This is a genomic window from Burkholderia sp. AU15512, from assembly GCF_002223325.1.
Taxonomy (GTDB): domain Bacteria; phylum Pseudomonadota; class Gammaproteobacteria; order Burkholderiales; family Burkholderiaceae; genus Burkholderia.
In genome coordinates this window covers 1,998,073-2,024,964 of record NZ_NKEX01000006.1, presented here as the reverse complement: position 1 = coordinate 2,024,964, position 26,892 = coordinate 1,998,073, and the positions used below count along the sequence as shown (strand labels likewise).

Below are 26,892 nucleotides of genomic sequence, written 5' to 3'. Positions count from 1 at the left end.
ATGCCTATCGATTTCAATCGTGTGCCGCCGCGCGTGAATGTACCGGCTGCCCCCCAGGTTTCGATGATCATCTGGACAATCCTGTTTGTCCTCGTGATGGGAGCGGGAGCAGGGCTGACGATCACGCTCTGGCCGACTGACCGACCTACGAATACCTCATGGTTCTGGTTCTGCCTCGTGGGTTACCCATTTCTGGCCTGGGCATTTCTGCTGTTCGCGTGGCTCGGATATGGCTATGCCTGCCGCGATCAGGCGATTGCGACGAATCGCGTTAGCGACGACGCGGAGCAGTCGTGCCATGCAATGGCAGCCAGACCTTTGGCGATCCTGGGCCATACCTGGTTCGTCTCCACGAATGATTCGGAAAACTCGCTCACACAAATACTGACGGGGGCCGAAGGGACGATGTTGCGACAAAGTGGTGCAGTAGCGGATAGAGAAGTGAACGCACGCTGGCTCACCCTTCCCGATGTCCATTTTTTCCCCGGTAACGAACTCACGGAACATGCACGCCATCATGCCGTGTGTACATGGTTGCTCAAGCGCTTGATAGACAACTTGTCGCCACAGTGCCGGGCGCTACCGCCGGGAACAAGACTTCATGTCGAACTATGTCATCGATCGAGGCTGAAGGCCGAGGTCGTCGAAACTCAAATACAGGAATTACTCGCTGAACGAGTACCTGCATTGCAAGTGGATATCAGTGCCAGCGACCCGGCGCCCACCATCTTCAGAACGGATGCATGGCACGACAACCGGGACGCCAAAAGCGCCTACCTTCTGATAGCGATTGAGCTTCGTGACGCAATCAGTGCCGTCTTGTCCAACGGCGTTGCGGAGGCGGGCGTCGCCCTTCTGGTTGGACGCCCACGCCTTGCGTCACCGTCCAAGTCCGCCGGACTCCTTTTACATCGACCGGCCCAGGGCTCGCTTGAAGCTCCTGCCGTGACGTTCGAACTTGCTGCCCGGTGGGGACAATCCTCATCCGATCGTCTACGCACGGTATGGACGCACGGTCTGATCGGCGACGATATCAGTTGTGTCCGACAAGCCGCGTCATTGCCGGACGAGGCACGCTGGATCGGACTCGAGACGTCAGTGGGCGACTGTTCGGGCGCAGGGCCATGGTTGGCCGTAGCCCTTGCCGCGGAAAGGGCTCGAACTACGGGCGATCCGCAATTGGTGCTTTGTGGCGAAGGTCAAGAACTGAACGCCCTCATGTGCAGAAAGCAGACATGAACGACAACAAGAACGAAAACAAAACCCGGTCGGCCGGCTTTTTCATCGGGATCGCGGCCGTCATCGTATTCCTTGCACTCAGTCTCGCGGTGTGGGTAGAGGGGCCTCGTCGTGGGTGGTCGCTCGAGACCCGGATCATCGCCGAGCTTTCATTGGCATGCGCGTTTCTGTTAGCGATCTTGGCCGTCAAGTTCTTCGAGTTGGTATTGCTGAAGATTGCGACGCTGAGGGCGTTCAGGTGGTTCGCTCGTTTCGATGCCGGAAAACGCGCCGAATCTGCCGAATGCGACGATTCGGACGAGTTACCACAACCGGTCAATCGTGCTACGGCGCTTCGCGACATCCTGAGTGACCGCCACGGCTGGCGCTGGCGCTACCGTGACCGCTGGGTGCTCGTTGCCGGCGACACCCCCCTCGTCAAACGTCTCGCCCCCGAACTGGCCGAGATCGGGTACGTCGTTCTCGGCAACACAGTTGTATTGCACGCCAACCAGATTCGCGACAAGCTTGACACCGAATGGCTCGATCAAGTCCGACGCTTGCGACGTCGTCGCCCTGTTGACGCGATCGTAGCTGTGACACGGGACCGTAGTGTCGTGAATACCCCGTTTGACACCGATGAGCTCGCGACACGCCTTGCGCGCCATGCGCGCACGCTACGCTGGGCTGCGCCTGCGTATCTTCTGAACGCCACGGATTTTGGTAGCGAGTGGCAGGATCCAGACGAAGCCATTGGCTTGACGTGGGCCAATACGCGGATGAATGAAGAGACGATCGATGCATCGCTGCGAAGCCTCGTCGACAACCTCGCGGATGCGGGTGTTGTGCGTCTCGCGGCGGATGCCCGTGATCGTTATCCTGCGGAACTGTCTCAGCATGTTTCGAGGCTGCACGATGCACTATCGAATCTGATACAGCAAGCCACTGAATCCCGCGTCTGGCGGCATGCGGTCCACGGTCTGATGTTTGCGCCGCTGTTCAAGGAGCGTGACTTAACGCCACCGGGTTCCGATCCTGAGAACGACGACGATACGCCCGGCAATCCTCAACACCGAACCCTCTGGCAAACTATCGCCGACCACAGCGGCAAGGTCCACGGCCGCCGCGTTGGTTTTTCACTGTCGACCACCGCAGCCTGGATGACGACGGCCCTGATCGGCTGCTGCTTTGCCGGCACGTTGCTGTCCGGTTTCGCCAACCGTACAACGATCGGAAGCGCAACGGATACGGCTGCGAAGCTCACCGGGCCACTGAACCCAACGCAGTCGCTGCAAACGCTTACCGACCTCGGCCGGCAAATGGATACGCTCGAAATCCGCCAGCGTACCGGTGCGCCTTTGATCGCCCGTTTCGGCTTGAACCGCGACCACGCGCTACTCGGCGCCCTTTGGCCTTACTACGCCGATGCCGCCAACCGCATCCTCGTCAGCCCGATTCGCCAGAAGCTCGAAGCGAGGCTGCATCAACTGGCGTCGCTGTCCGACGCGGAAATCGCCAGTGGCGGCGATGCTCAGGTGCAGGCCGCTTACGACACGCTCAAGACCTACATGATGCTTGCCAAACCGGAGCGCGCTGTGGCCACGTTCCTGATACCGCAACTCGTCGCAACTTCTGCCCCCGAGCGCTCGACCCATTCGCAACTGTCGAAGGGCGGTTGGGAAGACCTGCGCCAGCAAGCGATCGCATTCTTCGCCAATCACGTTGGCCGTGGCGCTGCATTCGGTCAAGCCGCATTGGTGATTACCCCGGACGGCAACCTGATCGCGTCGACCCGCCAGACGATCATCGGTGTCCGAGGCATCCAGAATTCAGGAGACGCGATCTACCAGCAGATCATCGACGAAGCGACACCGAAATACCCGCCGCTCTCACTCGCGACGCTGCTCGGCGACGCGGCGTCGCAATCCTCCGCCGGCAGCGCAACGAGCCGTGGCCTGTTCGGCACGACCACGACCGTTCCCGGTGTATTCACACGTGCTGCGTGGGAAGAGCGAATCTCGAAGGCCATCGACGAAGCCGGCGAGCAACGCGATGTGGCAAGCGACTGGGTGCTTTCCGACACCAAGGTTGCCAACGCGTCACCCTCGACATTGAAAGCCGAACTGCGCCAGCGCTATTTCGACGACTATGCGCGGGCATGGGCGCTCTTCCTCAACAGCCTGCGCTGGCAACCTGCACCGACGCTGTCGGCCACGGCCGACCAATTGACTTTGCTGGGCGATCCGCAACGCTCGCCGCTCGTCGCGTTGATGAATGCGATCGTCTATCAGGCAGGCACGGGAGCCAACGCACAGTCGCTGTCCGATACGCTGATCAGCAAGGCGCAACAATTGGTCGGCACGGACGAAAAGGACCCATCGAAGCAGGCAAAACCTCAGCTTGCACCGCTTGCCGCCGCATTCGGCCCGATCCTGCGTTTGACCGGCAGCGATCTCGCTTCCGGAGCGCCATCCGGCGGCAAGGGGAACACACCGCCGGCAGCAACCGGCGACCTGAGCCTGGCACGCTATCTTGAGCGGATCACGTCAATGCGCCTGAAGACATCGCAGATCGTCTCCAGCCCGGATCCGGACGCAATTGCGCGTCTGGCAGCGCAATCCGTGCTGCAAGGCAAGACATCCGATATTGCCGACAGCCGCGATTACGCGAGCCGTGTCGCCGCGAGTCTCGGCGAACAATGGTCAGGCTTTGGCGCGCTGTTTCGCGCACCGTTCGACCAGTCCTGGCAAGTCATCGTGCAGCCGGCCGCGTCGAGTTTGAACGAAATCTGGCGCACAGCGATCCTTGCCGACTGGAACAAGACATTCGGCGGCCGCTATCCGTTCGCGGATTCCGACAACGACGCATCGCTGCCCGAGATGGCGCGCTTCATGCGTCCGGATAGTGGCGTGATCGCGCAGTTCGTGACGTCGCAACTGGCCGGTGTCGTCGAACGGCAGGGTGACCGATGGGTCGCTTCGCAGGGAAGTGATTCCGGCGCGTTGACGATCGATCCGGCTTTCCTCAGCGGCCTGAACAAGCTCACGCGCACGTCGACGGTCCTGTTCCCGTCCGGCGATGCACGCGTGCGTTACGAACTGCGGGCCGAGCCGACGCCGGGCGTCACCGACATGAGATTCGTATTGTCCGGCCGCGAACTGCATTACTTCAACCAGAAACAGGAGTGGACGCCGTTCGAATGGCCGGGACAATCGCTCGAGAACCTGTCACATATCGAATGGCAGACGGAGCAGGGCGGGTTGCGCACCGCACTCGATTCGCAGGGGCGCTTCGGTCTCGTTCGGTTGCTGGAGCGCGCGAAGGTCGTACAGCAGGACAACGCGCGCTATTTGCTGACCTGGACGCCGGACACGAGCCAGGGTATCCCGCTCAAGGTGCAATTGCGCAGCGAAGCCGGCGGTGGTCCGCTCGATGTTCTCCAGTTGCGGAATTTCGTGTTGCCGGCACGTATTTTCGTGACGGGATCGGCAAATGCCGGGGGTCGGGTATCGGCAAGCGGCCCGCCGCCGCTGCCGATGTCGGCGATCGAGGCCGCGAAGCATGCAGCCGTGCCATTGCCACCGGGGGTGCCGGTCGGAGGCGCCTTGCCGGACGCCGTCATGCAGGCGACGACGGAGCAGGCATCCGGTCAGCGTACCGCGCTCGAACTTGCTCAGGCGAAAGCGCAGGTCACGGAGCGTGGAATGGCGAAACAAACGACTGTGCCGAAGGTCGCGATTTCGCCATTGGCGACCACGTCGGGACGTTCCGAATCCTCCTCCAGTCCGTTCGGACACGCCCTCAGCCTGCTGGGCGACGCATTCGTTTTTTGAGATCCTCCATGACGCTTGCTAATTTTGTGAAGACACTCGTCGGCGGCTCCCGTATCGATTCGCTTCAGCGGGCACGGACGGATACCTGGGCCACATGGATTGCACCGATACCGGGCGAGCATGCATACGGACGCGATCCCGGCTACGAAGACGCATTCTTCGAACTGAAGGACGAAGCCGGAAAGCTGTCGGGAATCGATGACGGGTTGATCGTCCGTGCATGCGAACACCTGCTCAAGGAGACCGGCAAGGATTTGCGGCTCGCCGGCTACTACGCGTTCGCACGCCTGCGGCAGGACGGCCCGGCCGGGTTCGCCGACGGACTTGAGCTGGCCGCTGCACTCGTCGACCGGTTTGGCGAAGCGGCTTTGCCCGTCCGTCACGAAGCCAAGAAGGCTGCGCTTGAAATGCTGGCGACTGCGCGTGTGATCGAGACGCTGGATAGTCGTGGCGACTTTGTGCCCGCTGATCTCGAACGTACGTTGGCCGCGCTCGACGTGCTCGTGGCGCATACGGCCGCGTGGCCCGATGCTGCCCGTCCGAATCTGCAGCCACTCGTTTCTCGCTTCGAGACAAAGGAAGCGCCAGCGCGCAGCGTCGATTCCGGCAAGGCGATGCCGGCAGCGACTGCGCCGGGCAGAACGTCGGCGGGGTCGATTGCGTCCACACGCGATTTGCTCGATCAGGCACGCGCGATGTCGGCGTGGCTCCGGGATCAGGAAAACGGCTACTTGCCGTCGGTACGCCTCGTGCGAAGCGTTCGGTGGGACACCTTGCACGACGTGCCGCCTACAGACACCGCGTCGCACACGCGTCTGGCGCCGCCACGCGCCGAGTTGCGGCAGCAGATGAAGCGCCTCGTGCTGCAGAAGCACTGGCACGAGTTGCTGGAGCGTGTCGAAGGGGCCTTCATGGAAGGCGTGAATCACTTATGGTTCGATCTGCAGTACTTCCAGCACGCGGCGCTCGATCACGTCGGTACGCCGTACAGCGCGTGGCGAGAATTGCTGCGTGCCGACTTTGCACTGTTTCTCGAACGATTGCCGGGCATCGAACGGCTGGCGTTCAACGACGGTACGCCATTTGCCGACGACACGACACTCGAATGGATTGCTCGCCATGCGGTTGTACGCGACCTGGACGCGGGCGAGACGATTGCGCCACTGCCGGTCTCGGCGGATAGCGAGAGCGATTCGACCGGCGACTGGCCGGAGATCGAAGTCCAGGCTCGCGAACTGGCTACCCGTGAGGGCATTGAGACGGCTTTCGCGTGGCTTGAAGCGCTGCCCGGCATGAAAACCGATCGACATCGCTACTTGCAGCGGCTCGTGATGGCCCGGTTGGCCGATCATGCCGGCCGTCACGATGCGGCGCTCGCACTGCTCGCCGAACTCGACGGAGCGTCACGCTCGCTGCCGCTTATGCGCTGGGAGCCGGCGCTGACGTTCGAGGTCAAGCATCAACTGGTCAAGGCATTGAAAGCGATGAGCAGCCGCAAGGATGCCGACAAGCCGGCACTCGCCCGCCGTATCGGCGAACTGCATGCGGAACTCACGGTACTCGATCCCGCGCGCGCACTGACCCTTTCGTAACGGATTCCCATGGACAACAACGATCCCATCCTGCGCTACTACGAAGCGGAAATGCGTTACCTGCGCGAGTCCGGCAAGGAATTCGCGAAGGCGCATCCCGACCGCGCGCGCCTGCTCAATCTCGAACGCGTCGGCGATCGCGATCCGTACGTCGAACGTCTTTTCGAGGGCTTTGCTTTCCTGACGGGCCGGCTCAGGCAGAAACTAGACGACGAATTGCCCGAACTGACTGAAGGGCTCGTCAGCCTGCTGTGGCCGCATTATCTTCGGATGATTCCGTCGCTGTCGATCGTCGAGTTGACGCCGTTCTCGGAGAAACTGCAGAAGACGGAAGTCGTACCAGCCGGCGTGCCGGTGCGGTCCGCGCCGATCAACGTGCCGTCGCCCGGCGGCGCGGAAGGTATGACGCCGCGGACGGTGCAATGTCTGTATCGGACGACGCAGGCCGTTGCGCTGCAGCCCGTGTCGATCACGCATGCCGGGCCGACCGTGCGCCACGACGGTCGCTCGGTGATCCGTCTCGGCTTCTCGCTGCAAGGGTCGGCGCTGCGTAGCGAAACGAACCTGTCGCGGCTTCGGCTGCATCTGAATGCGGATCTGCCGACCGCATTCGCTATGCATCTTGCGCTGACGCGGCAGGTCGATGCGATTTATTGGCGTGTCCCGGAAGTCCGCGACGGCGAACCAGTGGCGCTTACGGGCGTGACGATCGAGCCGGCGGGTTTTTCGACGGAAGAACGGCTGTGGCCCAAGGCCGATGCGGCGTTCTCCGGATATCAGCTGCTGCTCGAATACTTCACGTTCCGTGAGAAATTCCTGTTCGTCGATCTATGCGGACTGGATATCTCGACACTGCCCGAGAAATCGACTCGCTTCGAGCTGGAGATCCTTCTGACGGAAGCGTATCCGTCGGATCAGCGTTTCAACGCGGAGAACGTGCGGTTGTTCTGTTCGCCGGTCATCAACCTGTTCGAACTGGATGCCGAACCGATCGAGATCGACCATCACGAAACCGAATATCGCGTGGTGCCGGCCGGCCATCAGGGCGAGCATGTCGAGACGTATTCGGTCGATGCGATCGCGACGTTCGATCACGACTCGGCCGAGCGGTACGAATACGTGCCGTTCGCGACGTTCCGGCACCGCGGCGGCATGCTGCGGCACGAGGCGCCGGAGCGCTATTTCCATACGCGCGTGCGTGCGGGCGTATCGGGGCTGCACGAAATGTGGGTGATTCTCGGCGGGCATGCGTGGGAAACGATGGATACGCTGCCTGAGGAAAGCCTGTCGCTGCGTGTGACGGGCACGAACGGGTTGCTGCCGCGCAAGGGGTTGCGCGAAGCGAGTCTCGACGAGTTGGCGGCCAGCACGCCGAACGTTGCACGCGTGCGCAATCTCGTGTCGCCGACATTGCCGCTGTATCCACCGACAGAAGACCGCTTCCAGTGGCGCGTGCTGTCGCATCTCGCGCCGAACTACCTGTCGATGATGAATGCGGAGGTGTTGCGCGGCGCTTTGGCGCTGTATGACTGGACGAACGAAGAGCTGAACCGGCGGCGGCTCGCCGGCATCCTGCATGTGTCGCAGGAAATGATCGAGGAGGTGTCGGGAGGAGCGGTCGAGAGAGGTGTCTTGATCGAAGTCACGCTCGATGCGCATGCGTTTTCCGGTGAAGGCGACGTGATGCTGTTCGGCGAACTGCTGCACCGGTTCTTTGGCGCATACGCGGAGATCAATCTGTTCACGAAGCTGGCGATCGTCAGCCTGCCGTCCCGCTCGCGGACGGAGTGGCCGCGCAGCAAGGCTCAGCGGGCGCCGCTATGAGTCTTTCGATCGATCGGATGAGTGCTGAAGCCGGTGAGCCGAAAAGCCTGCCGGCTGTGGCCGTGAAATTGTTCGAGCGAGCGCCGAGGATGACATTCATGCAGTTCTGTCGTCTGCTGGAGGCATGTGTGCCCGGACGCCCCGGCCTCGGCACATGTGATACGCCGGAGCATGAGCCGGTGCGGTTCCGGCCGCGTCCCAGGTTGGGTTTTCCGGCGGGCGAGGTGGCCGCAGTAGAGTTCGACGACGAGCACCTCGATGCGCCGCCGACTGTGCGCACGACCTTCATGGGTCTCTATGGCGTCGATGCGGCCATGCCGTCGCACATGATCGACGAGATCGTGTTGCGGGAGGAGGGACATGAAGCGGTCGAGGCGTTTCTCGATCCGTTCAACCACCGGATGGCGACGCTGCTTTATCGCGCGTGGAAGAAATATCGTTATCCGGAGCGCTTCCGGGCCGGCGGTGTCGACGATTATTCGCAGAGTCTGTTGTGCCTGGCGGGATTTGGATGGGGTGACAAGCCGTATCGGGCGGGCTTGCCGAATTCACGGATGCTTGCGTTGCTGGGGCTGTTGATTCAGCGGACACGCACGTCGGAAGGGCTGGCCGGCGTGGTGGCGCTTGCCGCACCGGGAGCCGATGTTCGTGTCGACGAGTTTTGGGCGGTGACGACGAGTACCGGTCGACCGACACCGTTGACGTCGGCGAAGCCGGATGCCGGCGTGTTGTCGAACGGGCAGCGCAGCGGGCTCGGCGGTGGTTACGTGCTCGGCAGGCGTCTCGCGTATCGCAGTCGAGCCGTGCGTTTGACGTTGTGGCCCGTTGATGCGCAGCAGGCTCAGGACCTGCTGCCGGGTGCGTGGCTGCATCGAGAGGTGATGGCATTCATCCAGCTGTATGTCGGCATCAAGGCTGACGTGCATTTGCGGATGAAAGTGTCGACACGGTTCGTTCCGAAGCTGGCCGTGGGAGTCGAACGTGCCGCCCCCGCGCCACGTCTCGGCTGGACGACTGTGTTGCCGTCAGTCGATGAACGACTGATCGATATCGCCTTGGGTGTCTATGAGGCGTTGCCCGCGCCGCGACCCAATCCGCATCTCGTGCCGCGCACGATCTGACTCCGGAGTGTTTATGTTCTATCGAATGAGTGCGGCCACTGCCGCTGCCGTATTGCTGCTGTCGGGTTGCGGCGCGTGGCAATCCGTGTCGGATGCCTCGTCGAATGCGTATCGGGCGGTGTTTTTCAAGCAGGTGAAGGTGCTTGATGTCGATTTGGCTGCGCGCGCCGCATTGAATCCGGACGACTTGGGACGGCCCACGTCGGTCGCCGTGCGCGTCTATCAACTGAAGGATCGCAAGGCGTTCGATGCGGCGTCGTACGACGATCTGCTGAAGAACGATCGGACCATGCTGGCCCAGGATTTGCGGGCGGATATGTCGGCCGTCGTGAACCCCGGCGCTTCGTCGAGCTTGTCTCAACCGATGCAACGCGAGACGGAATATGTGGCGATCGTCGCGTGGTACCGCGTCCCCGGAGCTCCGGCAGGCTGGAAGCGGGTCGTCGAGAAAAAGAAGCTCGATCCGGATAAGCCTCTACGTCTCGGTTTGACGTCGAATGGATTGCAGATGGCGGGGGATAGGTCGAAATGAAAGTCGTGCAACCCATTCGGAGCGGGAACAAGCCATTCACGCTATCTAAACGACTCAGGCTGGCAGTTTTGCTTGGCATTATCGTGTCCGCTCACGCGGTGGCTCGAGATGTGCAGTCTCCATCCATTGCGCCGCTCGCTGGAAAGCCGGACGGTTTCGTTCCCAAAGGCTGGAAGCTGGAATTTCAGACGAAGGGTGACCTGAACGGTGATGGCCGCGACGATCTTATGCTGGTCTTGCGTGGCAATGATCCTGCGAACGTGATATCGCATGACGGCATGTGCGAGAACCCGTTCGACGCGAATCCGCGTGTTCTTGTCGTTGCCTTTGCGCAGCTGGATGGCCGGTACGCTGTCGCGTTGCGAAACGATACGCTCATACCGGCCCGGGAATCCCCCTGTCTCGCGGATGCTCTGGAAGAAGGGAGCGTGATTGTCGACCGAGGCGCGTTGCGGGTCACGCTGGGTCGTTTTTCCAGTGCAGGGAGTTGGGAAATGGGATCCACCACCTATACATTCCGATGGCAAGACCGGAATTTCATGCTGATCGGCTATGACAACTTCTCGACGATGCGCAATACGGGCGTCGTACGAAACCTCAGTGTGAACTACTCGACAGGCAAGGCCAAGATATCGGTCGGAAATGTGTCCGACGACCGCGAGCGTACACGATGGGTAAAGCTGCATACGCAGCGTCGCTGGACGCTGGACCAGATTGGCGACGGCTTCGAGTTTTCCCGGTCGCTGCCGAGTGTCGAATAGTCGTCAATGCTGGGGTGCGTGGCGTCACTACGACGCCATGTTCTGCGACCCATGCGCCGGACAATCGGCGGCATGGGGCGCACTGGGATCACCGATCGTCTTCCCGCACCGAAGAAGGATGCCGGCACAGCGCCCGCACTTCCATCTCCATATACGGGAACAGCGGCAGCTGGCTCAGCAGGTCATGCAGCTGCTGCACGCTTTCCACGTCGAAAATACTGACGTTCGCATACTGCCCGGCGATCCGCCACAGATGCCGCCAGGTCCCTTCGTTCATCAGCCGCTGGCACATCGCCTTTTCTTCCGCCTTCAGCGTGGCCGCCTTGACCGGATCCATGTCCGTCGGCAGACGGACGGTCATTTCCACATGAAACAGCATCCTGCACTCCTTGCGTTATCGGTTCGTCGAATCGGCAGGCCACTCACGCCTGCGCGCGGGCCCGCTCGACTTCGCTGCCCGGCACGTCCTGCTTGTCCTTGAGCAGCGAGAAATCGAAGTCGATCAGCGCGAACTGCCCGTCGACGCCATACGGCTTGCCTTCCGCGCCTTCGGCCTGCTTCACCGGCGGGATCAACCCGTCGCGCGTCGCGAAGGCGAAGTCGTCCCACAGATGCGGATCGCCATCGATGTTGATCTGCGTCGTCAGCTTACGATAACCGTCCGCCGAAACGAAGAAGTGAATGTGCGCCGGACGATGGCCGTGGCGGCCGAGCTGGTCGAGCAGTTGCTCGGTCTTGCTGCCCGGCGGCACGCTGTAGCCCACCGGCAGCACGCTGCGGAAGCTGTAGCGGCCTTCGGCATCGGTACGGATCGAGCGGCGCAGGTTGAACGCGGGCTGAGATTGATCGAAATACGAGTAGTTGCCGAGATGGTTCGCGTGCCACACCTCGACCAGCGCGTTCGCGATCGGTGCGCCGTCCTGGCCCAGCACCTGGCCGCGCATGATGAGCGTCTGGCCGGGATCGGTGCCGTCGTCGAGACGCGCATGGCCGACCGATTCCGGCGCGCCGGCGACATACAGCGGCCCTTCGATCGTGCGCGGCGTGCCGCCCTGAATGCCGGCCTTTTCCTCGGCTTCGTCCATGCGCACGTCGAGGAAGCGCTCGAGGCCGAGGCCCGCGGCGATCAGCCCGAATTCGCGGCCGGCTTCGTTCAGGTAGTTCAGCGCCGTCCAGAATTCGCTCGGCTGCACGTCGAAGTCCTCGATCGTGTAGCAGATGTCCTTCACGATCCGGTTGACGATCGCGCGCACGCGCGGATTGCCCGGCTTTTCGGCGGCGTCGTCGAAGGTCTTCAGCAGTGCGTCGATAGCTTGCTTGTTCATCTGTGTCTCCGGTTTCGGTTGTCGTGTGGGGTCAGCGGGCGTCGCGTCGCATCCGTTCGATGCGCGCCCAGTCGAAGGTGATGCCAAGGCCGGGCGTCGCCGGCAGGTGCAGCTTGAAATCCGCGTAGCGCAGCGGCTCGACGAGGATCTCCTCGGTGAGCAGCAACGGGCCGAACAGTTCGGTGCCCCATTTCAGCGAGTCGAACGTGCTGAACAGTTGCGCGGACGCCATCGTGCCGGCCGCGCCCTCGAGCATCGTGCCGCCATACAGTTCGATGCCGGCCGCCGCCGCGATCGACGCGACGCTCGCCGCACCCTGCAGCCCGCCCGATTGCGCGATCTTCACCGCGAACACGTCGGCCGCGCGATCCTGCGCGAGCGCGAATGCATCGACGGGGCCGTGCAGCGCCTCGTCGGCCATGATCGGCACCTGCGCCAGTTGAGTGAGGCGTTTCAGCCCCGCGCGGTTGGTCGCGGCGATCGGTTGCTCGACGAGGCTCACGCCGGCTTCCGCCAAGCGTGCGCCGGCCCAGATCGCGTCTGTTTCACTCCATGCCTGGTTCACGTCGACGCGCACATCGCCGCGTTCGCCGAGCGCGCGCTTGATCGCGATCACGTGCGCGACGTCGTCGGCCACCGCGTTCGAGCCGATCTTCAGCTTGAACGCTCGGTGGCGGCGCGCGTCGAGCATCGCCTCGGCTTCCGCGATGTCGCGCTGCGTGTCGCCGCTCGCGAGCGTCCAGGCGACATCGACCGCATCGGTCCGGCGGCCGCCGAACAGCTCGGACAGCGGCACGCCGAGGCGGCGCGCCTGCGCGTCGAACAGCGCGGTCTCGATCGCGCACTTCCCGAAGCGGTTGCCCTGGAACAGCTTGCGGGCGCGCGCCAGCGCAGCGCCCGGGCGGGTCGCGTCCATGCCCTGCAGCAGCGGTGCGAAGTAGGTGTCGATGTTGACCTTGATGCTTTCGGGGCTCTCCTCGCCGTACGCGAGACCGCCGATCGTGGTCGCCTCGCCGACACCTTCGATACCGTCCGTGCATCGAACACGCACCAGCACGAGGGTCTGGCAATTCATCGTCGCGACCGACAATTTGTGGGGCCGGATCGTCGGCACGTCGACGAGCAGCGTCTCGATGCGTTCGATGGTGGCGGCAGTTGCTATCATGCGATTCCTCCTGTTGGTGCACATGGTAGGAATTCCCGCCCCGCGTCGTCCAACACTCTTTCCGACTACTTCCATACCTTTGAGGCATGAAATGGAATTGCGTCAGCTCCGCTACTTCATCGCCGTCGCCGAGGAAATGAACATCACGCGGGCGGCGGAGCGGCTGCACATGACGCAGCCGCCGCTCAGCCGCCAGCTCCAGGCGATCGAGGACGAAATCGGACTGCCGCTGTTCGAGCGCGGCGCGCGGCCGCTGAAACTGACGGATGCGGGGCGCGTGTTCTATGCGCAGGCGAAGCGCCTCGTCGATCAGGCCGACGAACTGGGCCCGCTGACGCGGCGGCTCGCGCAGCTGTCGGAGCGGATCGTGATCGGCTTCGTGCCGTCGACGCTGTACGGCGCGCTGCCGGACGTGATCCGCGCGTTTCGCGAGGCGCAGCCGGACGTCGAGTTGTCGCTGATCGAAATGTTTACGCTCGAGCAGCTCGGCGCGTTGAAGGGCGGGCGGATCGACGTGGGCTTCGGCCGGCTGCGCTTCGACGACGATCAGCTGGTGCGCGAGGCGCTGATCGAGGAAAAGCTGATCGCGGCGCTACCGGTCGGGCATCGGCTCGCGGATCCGGCCCGGCCGCTGACGCTCGCGGATATCGCGCGCGAGACGCTGATCGTCTATCCGAGCACGCCGCGGCCGAGCTTCGCGGATCAACAGCTGTCGGCGCTGCGCGACGGCGCGCTGGTGCCGGCAGCCGTTCACGAGGTGCGCGAGCTGCAGACGGCGCTCGGGCTCGTGGCCGCGCAGGTCGGCGTGTCGCTGGTGCCGGAGAGCGTGGAGGGCGTGCGCGTGAGGGGCGTGGTCTACCGGCGGTTGCCGGAGCCGGCCGCGACGTCGCCGATCATCATGAGCCGCCGGCTGCACGGAGAAAGCGCGGCGACGGCCGCGTTTTGCGCGATTGCGCGGGAGATGATCGTGCCGGTGGGGTGACGATCGTCGTCGCCGCTATAAATCGCAACTAACGGTCGGTTTCGGCGAACGCCGGCAAACGCCGAGAGGGCATCGTGATCTCATGCCGTTTCGTTCAACGTCGCGGGCCAGCCGTGCAAGCACGCCGGCCGCGCGCGCATGCGCGACGACGTCACCGCTTCCCGTCGAGCGTTTCCGACGGCGATTCCCCGAACTTCTCCCGATACGCGATCGCGAACCGCCCCAGGTGCGTAAACCCGCAATCGAGCGCGACATCGGCGATCCGCCGGTCGGACACCGCGCCGCGCAGCAGCTCGCGCGCGTGGTCGAGCCGCGTCGCGCGCAGGTATTGCATCGGGCTCATTCCGCGGAACTGCAGGAACGCGTCGCGCAGCGTCCGTTCCGGCACGTTGGCGGCCTGGACGATATCGGCGAGTTGCAGCGGTTGCGCGTAGTGCGCGTTCACGAACTCCTGCGCGCGCCGTACGAAGCCCGGCGCCGGGTCGCGGTGCGACGCCTGCAGCACGGACGGCGGGTGGCCTTCGATCAGCAGGTCGATCAGCAGGTGCTCGAGCTGAGAGGCGACGCGCGGGTTCGCGCTCGCGCGTTCGAGCAGTTCGGGCGAGCGGGCGACGAGCATCAGTTGCTGGCGCCACGCGGCGAGCGCGGCGTCGCTGACGTGCAGCACGGGATCGAGCGTCGCGCGCGGGTCGCCGGTCAGCGAGCCGACGGTCGCCGCGTCGATGCGCAGCACGAACTGCTCGCAATCGGCCGACAGCACCGCGTCGAAGCGTTCGCCGGGCGCACACAGCACGCCGGTCTGGCCGTCGACGCCGAGCTGCCGCCCCATCGCGCGCACCTCGGCCTGGCCGGACAGGCAGAACATCAGCAGGTAGTAGCCGTCGACCGCGTCGACCTGCACGCGCATTGCATCGCCGAACGCGATCGTGCCGATCCCGAGCCCGCCGAGCCTGACGAAATCCATGTGCGACGCACCCCGCGTGCGGCCGCTCGGCAGCAGCGCATGCGGCTGCATCACGCGCGAGATCCGCTCGCGCGTCTCGTCGAGATCGCGGGATTCGAACAGCCGGTGCGCGCGCAGCGCGAGCGGCTCGAACGACGTTGGGGACATGGGCATCAGCCTTGGTGTGGACGGCGTGCGCGTCGATCCGATCAATGGGTCGCGATCGTGCGCCGGGTCGTGTGTGCCGTCATGCTAGCGCAGAAATCCGCCGAAAGTGGATATTGCACCGCCGCAATCGCACTTTCCGGATAGACGGCGAATATTAGCTTTTCAAAAATCGGCTCCATGCATTCAACGCAACGGATCGACAAGGAGTCCGACATGGAGCAGACAGAATCGCCCGTCGTTTTCGCCGCGCGCGGCGACGCGTCCGACGTGGATTTTCCGCACGACGACGGCTCGCGCGTGCCGTACAAGGTGTTCAGCTCGCGCGCGGTCTACGATCGCGAGCAGGAACGCATCTTCCGCGGCCCGACGTGGAACTTCGTCGCGCTGGAAGCGGAAATCCCGAACGCCGGCGACTTCAAGAGCACGTTCGTCGGCGACACGCCGGTAGTCGTCACGCGCACCGAGGACGGCGCGCTGTCCGCTTGGGTGAACCGCTGCGCGCATCGCGGCGCGCAGGTGTGCCGCAAGTCGCGCGGCAACGCGAGCTCGCACACCTGCGTCTATCACCAGTGGAGCTTCGACAATTCCGGCAACCTGCTCGGCGTGCCGTTCCGGCGCGGCCAGAAGGGGATGTCCGGGATGCCGGCCGACTTCGACCCGAAGCAGCACGGGCTGCGCAAGCTGCGCGTCGACAGCTACCGCGGGCTCGTGTTCGCCACCTTCAGCGACGACGTGATGCCGCTGCCCGACTATCTCGGCGAGCAGATGCGCCCGTGGATCGACCGGATCTTCCACAAGCCGATCGAGTATCTCGGCTGTACGCGCCAGTATTCGAAGTCGAACTGGAAGCTGTACATGGAGAACGTGAAGGATCCGTATCACGCGAGCATGCTGCACCTGTTCCATACGACCTTCAACATCTTCCGCGTGGGGATGAAGGCGCGCTCGATCCCGGATGCGAACCACGGGCTGCACAGCATCATCACGGTGACGAAGACGTGCGACGATACGTCGGCCGCGTACAAGCAGCAGAACATCCGTTCGTTCGACGAAGGCTTTCATCTGGAAGACGAATCGATTCTCGACCTCGTGTCGGAATACGACGAGGACTGCACGAACCATATCCAGCCGATCTTCCCGCAGCTCGTGATCCAGCAGATCCACAACACGCTGGTCGCACGGCAGATCCTGCCGAAAGGCCCCGACAACTTCGAACTGATCTTCCACTTCTTCGGCTACGCGGACGATACGCCCGAGCTGCGCGCGCTGCGCATCAAGCAGGCGAACCTCGTCGGGCCGGCCGGCTACATCTCGATGGAGGACACGGAGGCGACCGAGCTCGTGCAGCGCGGCACGGTGCGCGACGGCGACGCGACGTCGGTGATCGAGATGTCGCGCGGCAATCCGGACCAGCAGGACACGGTGATCACCGAAAGCCTGATCCGCAAGTTCTGGGTCGGCTACCAGAAGCTGATGGGCTATTGAAGCGGGAGCGCGGAACGATGGAAAACCTGACGGAAGACATGAAGACGTGGTTCGAGATTTACATGCTCCAGAACCGCTATATCGGGCACCTCGACAACGACCGGCTCGAAGCATGGCCGACGATGTTCACCGAGGACTGCACGTACGAAATCGTGCCGAAGGAAAACGCCGACCTCGGGCTGCCGGTCGGGATCGTCCACTGCACGAACCAGCGGATGCTGCGCGACCGCGTGGTGTCGCTGCGGCACGCGAACATCTACGAAGAGCACACGTACCGGCACATGACGTCGGGCCTCACGATCGTCGCGGAACGCGACGGCGAGATCGATACCGAGAGCAACTACGTCGTCGTGCAGACGCGCAGCAACGGCGAGTCGAACGTGTACCAGGCCGGCAAGTACTACGACACGGTCGTGCGCACGCCGGACGGGCTGCGCTACAAGACCAAGCGGGTGATCTACGACACGTCGCGCGTGCAGACGCTGCTCGCCACCCCGATCTGATACGGAAGCAAGGAACCGACATGACCGAAGCAACGCTCGCCGAGTGGCATCCGCTCGGCGCTTTCGACGAATTCTCCGAAGACGAACCGGCGGCGCGCGTCGCCGGCCAGAAACCGATCGCCGTGTTCCGGATCGGCGACGAACTGTTCGCGATGCACGATCTCTGCACGCATGGCCACGCGCGGCTGTCCGAAGGCTATGTGGAGGATGGCTGCGTCGAATGCCCGCTGCACCAGGGTTTGATCGACATCCGCACCGGCGCGCCGAAATGCGCGCCGATCACGGAGCCGGTGCGGACCTATCCGATCCGGATCGTCGACGGGCAGGTGGAAGTCAATGTCGGCTGATCCGTTCGTGATCGTCGGCGCCGGGCATGCCGCGCGGCGCACGGCCGAAGCGCTGCGCGAGCGCGACGCGGCGGCGCGCATCGTCATGATCGGCGCGGAGCGCGCGCTGCCGTACGACCGGCCTGCGCTGTCGAAGGACGCGCTGTTGACGGACGGCGGCGAGCAGCGTGCGTTCGTGCGCGACGCCGCGTGGTACGACGTGCAGCGCATCGAGCTGCGGCTCGGTACGCGTGTCGATGCGATCGAGCGCGATGCGCAGCGCGTGCGGCTCGACGACGGCACGACGCTGGCTTATGCGCGGCTCGTGCTCGCGACGGGCTCGCGGGTGCGCATGTTCGGTGGTGAGATCGACGCAGGCGTCACGCCGCATTACGTCCGCACGGTCGACGATGCACGTGCGTTGCGCGCGCAGCTTGCGCCGGGCCGCCGCGTGGCGGTGCTCGGCGGCGGGTTCATCGGGCTGGAGGTCGCGGCGGCGGCGCGCCAGCTCGGGTGTGACGTGACGGTGATCGATCCGGCGCCGCGCCTGCTGCAGCGCGCGTTGCCGGAAGTGGTCGGCGCGTATGCGCATCAGTTGCACGATGCGCGCGGCGTGGACTTCCAGATGGCGACGCTGCCGCGCGCGATCCGTCGCGCACCGGGCGGCGGCGCGATCGTCGAGACCGATCACGGCGACGTGCCGGCCGATCTCGTCGTGGTCGGCATCGGTGTGGTGCCGAATGTCGAGCTGGCGCAAGCAGCGGGGCTCGATGTCGACAACGGGATTCGCGTCGACGCGGGCTGCCGCACGGCCGATCCGGCGATCTTCGCGGTGGGCGAGGTGACGATGCACTTCAATCCGCTGCTCGGGCGTCACGTGCGGATCGAATCGTGGCAGGTGGCCGAAAACCAGCCGGCGGTTGCGGCCGCGAACCTGCTCGGCGCCGACGAGACTTATGCCGAGCTGCCGTGGCTGTGGTCCGATCAGTACGACTGCAACCTGCAGATGCTCGGGCTGTTCGGCAGCGAGCGCACGATCGTCGTGCGCGGCGATCCGGCGAGCGGGCCGTTCACGGTGTTCGGCCTGGGGGATGACGGCAGGATCGTCGCGGTGGCGGCGGCGAACCTGGGGCGCGACATCGGCGCATCGCGCCGGTTGATCGCGGCGGGGGCGGTGCCGGATCCGGTGAAGCTTGCGGATCCGGGGGTGAACCTGAAGACGTTCATGTAGCGGGCGTTCGGTCGTCCGGGGCGGCTTACGGCAGCGATGCCGGCCGGCGTCGTGCGCGCTCCGTCGGTCGGCTCCGGCGGGGCGCTGCCCCGCGCGAAGGGGGCAGCAATGTTTGTCGGCAGCCCCGCAACCGGTGCATATTAGCGGCATCGTTCGCCCGACCGGTTGCCCATGACGCCAGACAAAGCCCTCGAACTGAAACGCAGCAAGCGCCGCGCGCTGTGGCTGCTGCTGGCCGCCGTCGCAGTGTTCGTCACGACGATCCTGCTGCCGCGCGGCCCGTGGGTCGACGGCGTCAAGGCCGTGGCCGAAGCTGCGATGGTCGGCGCGCTCGCCGACTGGTTCGCGGTCGTCGCGCTGTTCCGCCGCGTGCCGATCCCGTTCGTGTCGCGCCACACCGAGATCATTCCGAAGAACAAGGACAAGATCGCCGACAACCTCGCGGTGTTCGTGCGCGAGAAATTCCTCGGCCCCGACGCACTCGCCGCGCAGATCCGCCAGCACGATCCCGCGCAGAAACTCGGCGCGTGGCTCGGCGAGCCGGCGAACACCGAGGCGCTCGGTGGCTACGTGACGAAGCTGATGAGTTTCGCGCTCGACATGACCGACGACGCGCGGATCCAGTCGTTCGTGCACGACGCGTTTCGCGCGGTGATCGACCGCATCGACCTGTCGCAATCGGCCGGCGCGATCCTCGACACGCTGACGAAGGACGGCCGCCACCAGGTGCTGCTCGACGACGCGATCGAACAGGTGGTCGACGTGCTCGACAAGGAGGAGAACCGCGAGGTGATCGCGGGCTTCATCGTCGAATGGCTGAAGACGCAGTACCCGAAGGTCGAGAAGATCATGCCGACGCAGTGGTTCGGCGAGAACGGCGCGCGGATGCTCGCGAGCGCGGTGAGCCGTGTGCTGGAAGGCGTGGCGGCCGATCCCGAGCACGAACTGCGGCAACGTTTCGACCGGACGGTCCTGCGCTTGACCGAGCGGTTGAAGCACGATCCCGCGTTCATCGAGAAGGGCGAGGAGATCAAGCGCTATGTCCGCGACGGCGCCGCGTTCAACGACTATGTGCGCGACCTGTGGGATCAGTTGCGCGCGTGGCTGAAGGCCGATCTCGCGCGCCCCGATTCGGCGCTGCACCGGCAGGCCGCGATGCTCGGCGGCTGGCTCGGTGCGCGGCTCGCGGAGAGCCCGGCATTGCGTGCGTCGCTGAACGAGCACGTGGAGAAGGCCGTGCACGAGATGGCGCCGGATTTCGCGGATTTCCTGATGCGTCACATCCGCGACACGGTGCGCAACTGGGATGCGCGCGAGATGTCGCGGCAGATCGAGCTGAACATCGGCAAGGATCTTCAATACATCCGCATCAACGGCACGCTGGTCGGCGGGTTGATCGGGCTCGGCTTGTATCTGGTGTCGCTGGTGCCGCGCTGGGCGGCCGGCTGGCTGCACTGACGCGGCCATGGGTATCGCGCGGCGGGCGAGACGGGCCGCGCCCGCGCATCATGCGTGCGCTTTCGAGCCGTGCAGCTGCAGGCCGAGCGCCTTGATGACCTTCAGGATCGTGCCGAAGCTCGGGTTGCCGTCGTGCGACAGTGCCTTGTACAGCCCTTCGCGCGACAGGCCCGCATCGCGCGCGACCTGCGACATGCCGCGTGCCCGTGCGATCACGCCGAGCGCATGCGCGATGAAGGCCGGATCGTCGCCGCCTTCCTGCAGGCACGCTTCGAAGTAGTCGGCCATGTCGTCTTCGGTTTTCAGATGATCGGCCGAATCCCACGGCCGGGTGCTGATCTTGTCCATTGGTTACTCCATGTCGAGATGCGCGAGCATCGCGTGCGCGGCGCGGATGTCGGCCTGTTGCGTCGATTTATCGCCGCCGCAGAGCAGGATGACCCAGATCGTTCCGCGCCGGACGTAGTAGACGCGATAGCCGGGGCCGTGGTCGATCCGCATCTCGACGACCGGCGAGCCGGCGGACTTCCAGTTGCCCGGATTGCCCATCGAGAGGCGGTCGATGCGTGCCTGGATGCGGCGCTTCGCGACGCGATCCGGCAGGCCGGCAAACCAGGCGTCGAAGACGTCGGTGGTCCGGATGCTGAACGTAGGCGCACTGTAGGGCATGGATTGCAGTGTGTCAACCATGGTTCACAAGTCTGATGGGTCGAATTTCGATGCCGCCACAGTAGGGCCACGCGCTTCGCTTGTGTGCCAAATGGCCGTTCGGCCGAAGTCGGGATCTTCCGAATCCGTCTACAATCAAAAACGTTCTTGCCGCCCGTGCGTGTTTGCCGCGCGCGGGTGGATCCGTTTGTCCTCCGGTAGCCGGAGGCGCCGCCGTGCAGCGCGCGCTGCGCGGCGGGCAGTGCCGTGGTTTGTGTCCAGTAGGTAAAGCGTCCGCGTGCCGTAGGCCGGCGCGCGTTCTGAACGCTGCGTGTCCGTAGGCCGGGCAGGCGGCATCAACCGAGAGTCCCCCATGAAAGCATCGGATCTGTTCGTGAAGGCGCTGGAAGCCGAAGGCGTCGAGTACGTGTTCGGCATTCCCGGCGAGGAAAACCTCGATCTGCTCGAATCGCTGCGGCGATCGAAGATCAAGCTCGTGCTGACCCGGCACGAGCAGGCGGCCGGGTTCATGGCCGCCACCTACGGCCGCCTGACGGGCCGCACCGGCGTGTGTATCGCCACGCTCGGGCCCGGCGCGACGAACTTCGTGACGGCCGCCGCCTATGCGCAGCTCGGCGGCATGCCGATGCTGATGATCACCGGGCAGAAGCCGATCAAGTCCAGCAAGCAGGGCCACTTCCAGATCGTCGACGTGGTCGACATGATGCAGCCGCTCACGAAGTTCACGCGGCAGATCGTGTCGATCGGCAATATCCCGTCGGCCATACGCGAGGCGTTCCGCCGCGCGGAGGAAGAGCGCCCGGGCGCCGCGCACCTCGAGCTGCCGGAAGACATCGCGCACGAGGAGGGCGACGGCAAGCCGATCCCGCGCAGCTACAGCCGGCGGCCGGTGGCCGAGGAGAAGGCGGTCGCGCATGCGGTCGACGCGATCCAGGCCGCGCGCCATCCGCTGCTGATGATCGGCGCGGGCGGCAACCGCAAGACCACCTGCAAGATGCTGCTCGAATTCGTCGACAAGACGGGCATCCCGTTCTTCACGACGCAGATGGGCAAGGGCGTGATCGACGAGACGCATCCGCTGTGGCTCGGCAACGCGACGCTGTCCGACGGCGATTTCGTGCACCGCGCGATCGAGCATGCGGACTGCATCATCAACGTCGGTCACGACGTGATCGAGAAGCCCCCGTTCTTCATGCGTACCGACGACAAGACCGTGATCCACGTGAACTTCCTCGGCGCGCAGGTCGATCCTGTTTATTTCCCGCAGATCGAGGTGGTCGGCGACATCGCGAACGCGGTGTGGCAGATGAAGGAAGCGGTGACGCCGCAATCGCACTGGGATTTCGAGCGCTTCCGGATGATCAAGGCGCATTTCGACGCGCATCTGCAGAAAGGGCAGCACGACTCGCGCTTCCCGATGTACCCGGTGCGGATCGTCAACGATCTGTACAGCGCGATGCCGGTCGACGGCATCGTCTGTCTCGACAACGGGATGTATAAGATCTGGTTCGCGCGCTACTGGCGCGCGCACGAGCCGAATTCGCTGCTGCTCGACAACGCGCTCGCGTCGATGGGGGCGGGGCTGCCGTCGGCGATCGCGACGAAGATCGTGCATCCGCAGCGCAAGGTGATCGCCGTGTGCGGCGACGGCGGGTTCATGATGAATTCGCAGGAGCTCGAAACCGCGGTGCGGCTGAAGCTCGACCTCGTCGTGATGATCCTGCGCGACGACGCGTTCGGGATGATCCGCTGGAAGCAGGAGAACATGAATTTCCCCGATTTCGCGATGACGCTGCAGAACCCCGATTTCGTCGCGTATGCGCAAAGCTACGGCGCGCACGGGCACCGCGTCGAATCGGCCGACGATCTCGAGCCGTTGCTGCGCGAGTGTTTCTCGTCGCCGGGCGTGCACGTGATCGACGTGCCGATCGACTATTCGGACAACGAGCGCGTGTTGAACCGCGAGATCAAGCGCCTGTCGGCGCAACTCTGAATGTCACGTTCACAGGAAGGAGTCGTTCCATGTTGAAGGAAACCTATCCGTACTACCTCGCCAACGAGGCCGTCTACGCGAACACCGATCTGGAGGTGACCGACAAGTTCAGCGGCAAGGTCGCGACACGCGTCGCGCTGGCCGACGCGAAGGCCATCGACGCGGCGATCGGCGCGGCGGTCGATGCCGCGAAGCCGATGCGCGAGTTGCCGGCCTACAAGCGGCAGGCCGTGCTCGACCATTGCGTCGCGCGCTTTCGCGAGCGCTTCGACGAGCTGGCCGAGGCGCTGTGCATCGAGGCCGGCAAGCCGATCAACGATTCGAAGGGCGAAGTGACGCGGCTGATCGACACGTTCCGCGTGGCGTCCGAGGAATCGGTGCGTATCGACGGCGAAATCATCAACCTCGAGATCTCCGCGCGTGCGCAGGGCTATACGGGCTACACGAAGCGCGTGCCGGTCGGCCCGTGCTCGTTCATCTCGCCGTTCAACTTCCCGCTGAATCTCGCCGCGCACAAGGTGGCGCCCGCGCTCGCGGCCGGCTGTCCGTTCGTGCTGAAGCCGGCGAGCCGCACGCCGATCGGCGCGCTGATCATCGGCGAGGTGCTCGCGGAAACCGACTTGCCGAAGGGCGCATTCTCGGTGCTGCCCGCGCATCGCGACGGCGCCGACCTGTTCACGACCGACGAGCGGTTCAAGCTGCTGTCGTTCACGGGTTCGCCGGCCGTCGGCTGGGCGTTGAAGGAGAAGGCCGGCAAGAAGAAAGTCGTGCTGGAGCTCGGCGGCAACGCGGCCGCGATCGTCGATGCGGATCAGCGCGACCAGCTCGACTACGTGGTCGAGCGCCTTGCGTTCGGCGCGTATTACCAGTCGGGCCAGAGCTGCATCGGCGTGCAGCGGATCCTCGTGCATGCCGACCTGTACGATGCGCTGCGCGAGAAACTGATCGCGAAGACGCGTTCGCTGAAGATGGGCGACCCGAAGGATCCGTCGACGTTCGTCGGCCCGATGATCTCGGAATCCGAGTCGCGCCGGCTGTCGGGCTGGATGGACGCGGCCGTCGCGGCGGGCGCGAAGATCGTCGCCGGCGGCAAGGTCGATGGCGCGATGTTCGAGGCGACGCTGCTGGAAAACGTCGGGCACGAGCAGGACCTGTACCGGAAGGAGGCATTCGGCCCCGTTGCGATCCTCGAGAAGTTCGTCCGCTTCGACGAGGCGCTCGCGCGCGTGAACGACAGCGACTTCGGGCTGCAGGCCGGCGTGTTCACCGATTCGCTCGCGCATGCGCAGCGCGCGTGGGACGAGCTGGAGGTCGGCGGCGTCGTGATCAACGACGTGCCGTCGTTCCGCGTCGACAACATGCCGTACGGCGGCGTGAAGGATTCGGGCCTCGGCCGCGAAGGGATCCGCTACGCGATCGAGGACATGACCGAGCCGCGGCTGATGGTCGTGCGGCGCCGGTAACGCGCGGGCAGGCGGCGCGGTGCCGCGACGGCACGCGGGCGGGCGATCGGGCCGGCCCGCGTGCCGTTTTTCATGGCGCCGCGCGCATTGGGCAGGCGCCGGGCCCGCACCGTGACCGCCGCGCACGGCGGGCGGCCCGAACGCGCTCGACTGCGGGCCTCGCCTCGTGATGTAATCGCGCGAAACTGCCGACCGGGGTACGACACCGGAACGCGCGAATTCATTCTTCACGAGGTCGATTCATGTCCCCCGTCTCGGCATTCAAGCTGGTTTTGTTGTCATTTCTCGCGATTGTCGCGCTCGAATGCATCGCCAAGCGGCTGCGATTGCCGCCCGCGGCCGCGCTGCTGATCGGCGGCATCGGCATCGCGTTCATTCCCGGCCTGCCGCCGATCAATCTCGATCCGGAACTGGTACTGCTGGTGTTCCTGCCGCCGCTGCTGATGGACGGCGCGTACTTCTCGGTGTGGGAGGAGTTCAAGCGCAACGTCGGCGGCATCCTGCTGCTCGCGATCGGCGCGGTCGTGTTCACGACGTTCGCGGTCGGCTTCGCCGTGCACTGGGTGGCGCCGTCGCTGCCGTGGGCCGCGTGCTTCGCACTTGGCGCGATCGTGTCGCCGCCCGACGCCGTGGCAGCGAAGGCCGTGCTCGAGCGCGTCGCGCTGCCGCGCCGGCTGATGGTGCTGCTCGAAGGCGAAAGCCTGCTGAACGATGCGGCCGGCCTCGTGCTGTTCCGCTTCGCGGTCGTCGCGGCGCTGTCGGGCACCTTCAGCCTCGGCCACGCGGTCGTGGGTTTCGCGGAGCTCGGGCTCGGCGGCGTGGTGGTCGGCTTCGCGGTCGGCAAGCTCGTCGTGTGGTTCCTCAAGCTGCTCGACGACGACTATCTCGTGATCACCGTCGCGGTGATCGCCGGCTGGATCGCGTATATCGCCGGGGAAATGGTCGAAGTGTCCGGCGTGATCGCCACGGTCACGGCCGGCATGATCGTCGGCTGGCATCAGCACGAGGTGTTCTCGGCGGCGGTGCGCACGCGCGGCACCGCGTTCTGGCAGGTCATCGTGTTCCTGCTCGAAGCGATGGTATTCGTGCTGATCGGGCTGTCGCTGCGCGGCGCGATCCACCGGCTCGGCGGTTTCGAGCAGGTGCTCGCCACGATGGTGCCGCCGATGCTCGCGGTGCTGGCGGCGGTGATCGTATCGCGCTTCGTGTGGATCTACGCGGTCGAGGCGCTGAAGTGGCCGGTGCGCGGGATCGCGCGGCGCGGCGAAGCGCCCGACTGGAAGGCCGCGACGATCATGAGCTGGGCCGGGATGCGCGGCGTCGTCACGCTGGCGATCGCGCTGTCGCTGCCCGAGGCGATGCCCGGCCGCGACGTGATCCTGGTCGCGTCGTTCGCGGTGATCCTCGTCACCGTGCTGCTGCAGGGCACGACGATCGGGCCGCTGATCCGGCTGCTGCGCCTGCCGCAGCGCGAAGAACGCGCGTCGCACCACCTGACCGAGCCGCAGACGTGGGCATACGTCGAGGCGGCGCAGCTCGCGGCGATCCAGCCGCTCGTGCGCGACGAGAACGGGGTCGTGATCCATCCGCGCCTGCTCGAGCAGTACACGTATCGCGCGGAATTGACGGAAAGGACCAAGAACGAGCCCACGTATCCGGCTGAAGTGCGTGCCGCGCACTACGACGTCGTGCTGGCCGCGATCCGGGCCGGGCGCGCGGAACTGTTGCGCCTGCACCGTTCGGGGCGCATCCACGACGAGATGCTGCACGCGCTCGAACGCGACCTCGACCTGCAGGAAGTGTCCGCGCAGCACGCGCGCGGGTAGGGCCGCACACCTTCGTCACGTCGCCATCGAGCGGCCGGCGTCAGCCGGCCCGAAGCGCGCCCGGTCGATCGTTGCCCGGCGCGCTTTTTTCTTTCGCGCGCCCGCCGATTCGACGGATATTCATCCGGCCCTCAAATGCGGCGGCAGGCAGCCTTGCAGCGCATGCAAGCCTTATCGCGCGGGTCTCGCAAACGTTATCGTGTTTCGAATGCGGAAATGATCCGATTTAACTGTTTCCGTCTCTTTCTGCATATTTGGCAAAACTAAACCGGATTGAGATAGATGCTGTGTTCTAATTTCATTTAGAATCAGCCGGTTATGTTTATTGAGAGAAAGGATGCGGAGGTAATACGGCCGCCAACGGGGAGAAATCGGCGTCCAAAACCCTGCAAGGCGGTGCCGACAGGCCAATTCGGCGGAATCAGGCGGGGTTTTCAACCGCTGAAATAAGATAGCGTCCAAGTCTGATAAGCA

22 protein-coding genes are annotated in these 26,892 nt (G+C 64.6%); 16 read left to right on the top strand and 6 right to left on the bottom strand.

Annotation, left to right across the window (positions count from 1 at the left end; all coding sequences use genetic code 11):
- From CFB43_RS28385 to CFB43_RS28355, 7 genes are read left to right on the top strand one after another with little or no spacing between them, the layout of a single operon-like run.
- Window positions 1-1,239, top strand: coding sequence for a hypothetical protein (locus CFB43_RS28385; protein ID WP_089497478.1), 1,239 nt, complete (start codon window positions 1-3; stop codon window positions 1,237-1,239).
- A complete protein-coding gene (locus CFB43_RS28380) occupies window positions 1,236-5,051 on the top strand; it encodes an ImcF-related family protein (protein WP_089497477.1) in 3,816 nt (1,271 codons plus the stop codon). Before CFB43_RS28385 ends, CFB43_RS28380 begins: the two co-directional genes overlap by 4 nt.
- An 8-nt stretch (window positions 5,052-5,059) precedes the next feature.
- On the top strand, window positions 5,060-6,643 hold the full coding sequence (gene tssA / locus CFB43_RS28375; RefSeq protein WP_089497476.1) for a type VI secretion system protein TssA: 1,584 nt from the start codon (window positions 5,060-5,062) through the stop codon (window positions 6,641-6,643).
- Window positions 6,644-6,652: 9 nt separating this feature from the next.
- Window positions 6,653-8,467: a type VI secretion system baseplate subunit TssF gene (gene tssF / locus CFB43_RS28370; RefSeq protein WP_089497475.1), complete on the top strand. Its 1,815-nt coding sequence runs from the start codon at window positions 6,653-6,655 to the stop codon at window positions 8,465-8,467.
- A gap of 17 nt (window positions 8,468-8,484) precedes the next feature.
- Window positions 8,485-9,588, top strand: a complete 1,104-nt coding sequence (gene tssG, locus CFB43_RS28365) for a type VI secretion system baseplate subunit TssG (protein ID WP_089498172.1) — start codon at window positions 8,485-8,487, stop codon at window positions 9,586-9,588.
- 13 nt (window positions 9,589-9,601) lie between these two features.
- Window positions 9,602-10,120: a type VI secretion system lipoprotein TssJ gene (gene tssJ, locus CFB43_RS28360; RefSeq protein WP_089497474.1), complete on the top strand. Its 519-nt coding sequence runs from the start codon at window positions 9,602-9,604 to the stop codon at window positions 10,118-10,120.
- Window positions 10,117-10,881 carry a hypothetical protein gene (locus CFB43_RS28355; protein ID WP_218828072.1) on the top strand — a complete coding sequence of 255 codons (765 nt, stop codon included), beginning with the start codon at window positions 10,117-10,119 and terminating at the stop codon, window positions 10,879-10,881. Before tssJ ends, CFB43_RS28355 begins: the two co-directional genes overlap by 4 nt.
- Window positions 10,882-10,969: 88 nt before the next feature.
- Here CFB43_RS28355 and catC read toward each other — a convergent pair whose 3' ends face one another.
- Genes catC through CFB43_RS28340 form a run of 3 tightly spaced genes read right to left on the bottom strand, consistent with a single transcriptional unit; the run spans window position 10,970 to window position 13,371 of the window.
- Window positions 10,970-11,260, bottom strand: a complete 291-nt coding sequence (gene catC / locus CFB43_RS28350; protein ID WP_011355923.1) for a muconolactone Delta-isomerase — start codon at window positions 11,258-11,260, stop codon at window positions 10,970-10,972.
- Between the two features lie 43 nt (window positions 11,261-11,303).
- Entirely contained in the window at window positions 11,304-12,206 is a 903-nt protein-coding gene (catA, locus tag CFB43_RS28345; protein ID WP_089428087.1) for a catechol 1,2-dioxygenase, read from the bottom strand.
- Window positions 12,207-12,237: 31 nt separating this feature from the next.
- Window positions 12,238-13,371, bottom strand: coding sequence for a muconate/chloromuconate family cycloisomerase (locus CFB43_RS28340; protein ID WP_089497473.1), 1,134 nt, complete (start codon window positions 13,369-13,371; stop codon window positions 12,238-12,240).
- A gap of 91 nt (window positions 13,372-13,462) precedes the next feature.
- Here CFB43_RS28340 and CFB43_RS28335 point away from each other — a divergent pair, with 91 nt between their 5' ends.
- Window positions 13,463-14,353: a LysR family transcriptional regulator gene (locus CFB43_RS28335; protein ID WP_089497472.1), complete on the top strand. Its 891-nt coding sequence runs from the start codon at window positions 13,463-13,465 to the stop codon at window positions 14,351-14,353.
- Between the two features lie 151 nt (window positions 14,354-14,504).
- Here the strand turns inward: CFB43_RS28335 and andR are convergent, their stop codons facing one another.
- On the bottom strand, window positions 14,505-15,464 hold the full coding sequence (gene andR / locus CFB43_RS28330; RefSeq protein WP_089497471.1) for an anthranilate 1,2-dioxygenase regulatory protein AndR: 960 nt from the start codon (window positions 15,462-15,464) through the stop codon (window positions 14,505-14,507).
- A 213-nt stretch (window positions 15,465-15,677) separates the two neighbouring features.
- Between andR and andAc the strand changes: the two genes are divergently transcribed.
- The 5 genes from andAc (at window position 15,678) to CFB43_RS28305 (ending at window position 20,467) form a co-directional block, all read left to right on the top strand.
- Window positions 15,678-16,949, top strand: coding sequence for an anthranilate 1,2-dioxygenase large subunit AndAc (gene andAc / locus CFB43_RS28325; protein WP_089497470.1), 1,272 nt, complete (start codon window positions 15,678-15,680; stop codon window positions 16,947-16,949).
- A gap of 17 nt (window positions 16,950-16,966) precedes the next feature.
- Window positions 16,967-17,452, top strand: coding sequence for an anthranilate 1,2-dioxygenase small subunit AndAd (gene andAd / locus CFB43_RS28320; protein WP_089443060.1), 486 nt, complete (start codon window positions 16,967-16,969; stop codon window positions 17,450-17,452).
- A 20-nt stretch (window positions 17,453-17,472) separates the two neighbouring features.
- Entirely contained in the window at window positions 17,473-17,799 is a 327-nt protein-coding gene (andAb, locus tag CFB43_RS28315) for an anthranilate 1,2-dioxygenase ferredoxin subunit AndAb (protein WP_006479527.1), read from the top strand.
- On the top strand, window positions 17,789-19,009 hold the full coding sequence (gene andAa, locus CFB43_RS28310; protein ID WP_089497469.1) for an anthranilate 1,2-dioxygenase system ferredoxin--NAD(+) reductase: 1,221 nt from the start codon (window positions 17,789-17,791) through the stop codon (window positions 19,007-19,009). The genes andAb and andAa overlap by 11 nt, the downstream gene beginning before the upstream one ends.
- Window positions 19,010-19,180: 171 nt before the next feature.
- A complete protein-coding gene (locus CFB43_RS28305) occupies window positions 19,181-20,467 on the top strand; it encodes a DUF445 domain-containing protein (RefSeq protein WP_089497468.1) in 1,287 nt (428 codons plus the stop codon).
- Window positions 20,468-20,515: 48 nt separating this feature from the next.
- Here the strand turns inward: CFB43_RS28305 and CFB43_RS28300 are convergent, their stop codons facing one another.
- Together CFB43_RS28300 and CFB43_RS28295 are read right to left on the bottom strand one after the other, a co-directional pair.
- Complete coding sequence (locus tag CFB43_RS28300; protein ID WP_069251007.1) at window positions 20,516-20,815, bottom strand: addiction module antidote protein; 300 nt, start codon at window positions 20,813-20,815, stop codon at window positions 20,516-20,518.
- Window positions 20,816-20,818: 3 nt separating this feature from the next.
- Entirely contained in the window at window positions 20,819-21,136 is a 318-nt protein-coding gene (locus CFB43_RS28295) for a type II toxin-antitoxin system RelE/ParE family toxin (RefSeq protein ID WP_089498170.1), read from the bottom strand.
- A 352-nt stretch (window positions 21,137-21,488) separates the two neighbouring features.
- On the opposite strand from CFB43_RS28295, the gene CFB43_RS28285 reads away from it, so the two are divergent.
- The 3 genes from CFB43_RS28285 (at window position 21,489) to CFB43_RS28275 (ending at window position 26,418) form a co-directional block, all read left to right on the top strand.
- Window positions 21,489-23,129, top strand: coding sequence for an acetolactate synthase large subunit (locus CFB43_RS28285; protein WP_089497467.1), 1,641 nt, complete (start codon window positions 21,489-21,491; stop codon window positions 23,127-23,129).
- A 29-nt stretch (window positions 23,130-23,158) separates the two neighbouring features.
- Window positions 23,159-24,592 carry an aldehyde dehydrogenase family protein gene (locus CFB43_RS28280; protein WP_089497466.1) on the top strand — a complete coding sequence of 478 codons (1,434 nt, stop codon included), beginning with the start codon at window positions 23,159-23,161 and terminating at the stop codon, window positions 24,590-24,592.
- A 242-nt stretch (window positions 24,593-24,834) separates the two neighbouring features.
- On the top strand, window positions 24,835-26,418 hold the full coding sequence (locus CFB43_RS28275; protein ID WP_089497465.1) for a Na+/H+ antiporter: 1,584 nt from the start codon (window positions 24,835-24,837) through the stop codon (window positions 26,416-26,418).
- The last annotated feature ends 474 nt before the right edge of the window (window positions 26,419-26,892 follow it).

Bases quoted from the DNA above. Each gene is read 5' to 3' on its own strand.
- CFB43_RS28335 (WP_089497472.1), top strand. From the start codon at position 13,463: ATGGAATTGCGTCAGCTCCGCTACTTCATCGCCGTCGCCGAGGAAATG.
- CFB43_RS28385 (WP_089497478.1), top strand. From the start codon at position 1: ATGCCTATCGATTTCAATCGTGTGCCGCCGCGCGTGAATGTACCGGCT.
- andR (WP_089497471.1), bottom strand. From the start codon at position 15,464: ATGTCCCCAACGTCGTTCGAGCCGCTCGCGCTGCGCGCGCACCGGCTG.
- tssJ (WP_089497474.1), top strand. From the start codon at position 9,602: ATGTTCTATCGAATGAGTGCGGCCACTGCCGCTGCCGTATTGCTGCTG.
- CFB43_RS28285 (WP_089497467.1), top strand. From the start codon at position 21,489: ATGAAAGCATCGGATCTGTTCGTGAAGGCGCTGGAAGCCGAAGGCGTC.
- CFB43_RS28295 (WP_089498170.1), bottom strand. From the start codon at position 21,136: ATGCCCTACAGTGCGCCTACGTTCAGCATCCGGACCACCGACGTCTTC.
- catC (WP_011355923.1), bottom strand. From the start codon at position 11,260: ATGCTGTTTCATGTGGAAATGACCGTCCGTCTGCCGACGGACATGGAT.
- tssA (WP_089497476.1), top strand. From the start codon at position 5,060: ATGACGCTTGCTAATTTTGTGAAGACACTCGTCGGCGGCTCCCGTATC.
- catA (WP_089428087.1), bottom strand. From the start codon at position 12,206: ATGAACAAGCAAGCTATCGACGCACTGCTGAAGACCTTCGACGACGCC.
- tssG (WP_089498172.1), top strand. From the start codon at position 8,485: ATGAGTGCTGAAGCCGGTGAGCCGAAAAGCCTGCCGGCTGTGGCCGTG.
- andAc (WP_089497470.1), top strand. From the start codon at position 15,678: ATGGAGCAGACAGAATCGCCCGTCGTTTTCGCCGCGCGCGGCGACGCG.
- andAa (WP_089497469.1), top strand. From the start codon at position 17,789: ATGTCGGCTGATCCGTTCGTGATCGTCGGCGCCGGGCATGCCGCGCGG.
- andAb (WP_006479527.1), top strand. From the start codon at position 17,473: ATGACCGAAGCAACGCTCGCCGAGTGGCATCCGCTCGGCGCTTTCGAC.
- CFB43_RS28355 (WP_218828072.1), top strand. From the start codon at position 10,117: ATGAAAGTCGTGCAACCCATTCGGAGCGGGAACAAGCCATTCACGCTA.
- tssF (WP_089497475.1), top strand. From the start codon at position 6,653: ATGGACAACAACGATCCCATCCTGCGCTACTACGAAGCGGAAATGCGT.
- CFB43_RS28275 (WP_089497465.1), top strand. From the start codon at position 24,835: ATGTCCCCCGTCTCGGCATTCAAGCTGGTTTTGTTGTCATTTCTCGCG.
- andAd (WP_089443060.1), top strand. From the start codon at position 16,967: ATGGAAAACCTGACGGAAGACATGAAGACGTGGTTCGAGATTTACATG.
- CFB43_RS28300 (WP_069251007.1), bottom strand. From the start codon at position 20,815: ATGGACAAGATCAGCACCCGGCCGTGGGATTCGGCCGATCATCTGAAA.
- CFB43_RS28305 (WP_089497468.1), top strand. From the start codon at position 19,181: ATGACGCCAGACAAAGCCCTCGAACTGAAACGCAGCAAGCGCCGCGCG.
- CFB43_RS28280 (WP_089497466.1), top strand. From the start codon at position 23,159: ATGTTGAAGGAAACCTATCCGTACTACCTCGCCAACGAGGCCGTCTAC.
- CFB43_RS28340 (WP_089497473.1), bottom strand. From the start codon at position 13,371: ATGATAGCAACTGCCGCCACCATCGAACGCATCGAGACGCTGCTCGTC.
- CFB43_RS28380 (WP_089497477.1), top strand. From the start codon at position 1,236: ATGAACGACAACAAGAACGAAAACAAAACCCGGTCGGCCGGCTTTTTC.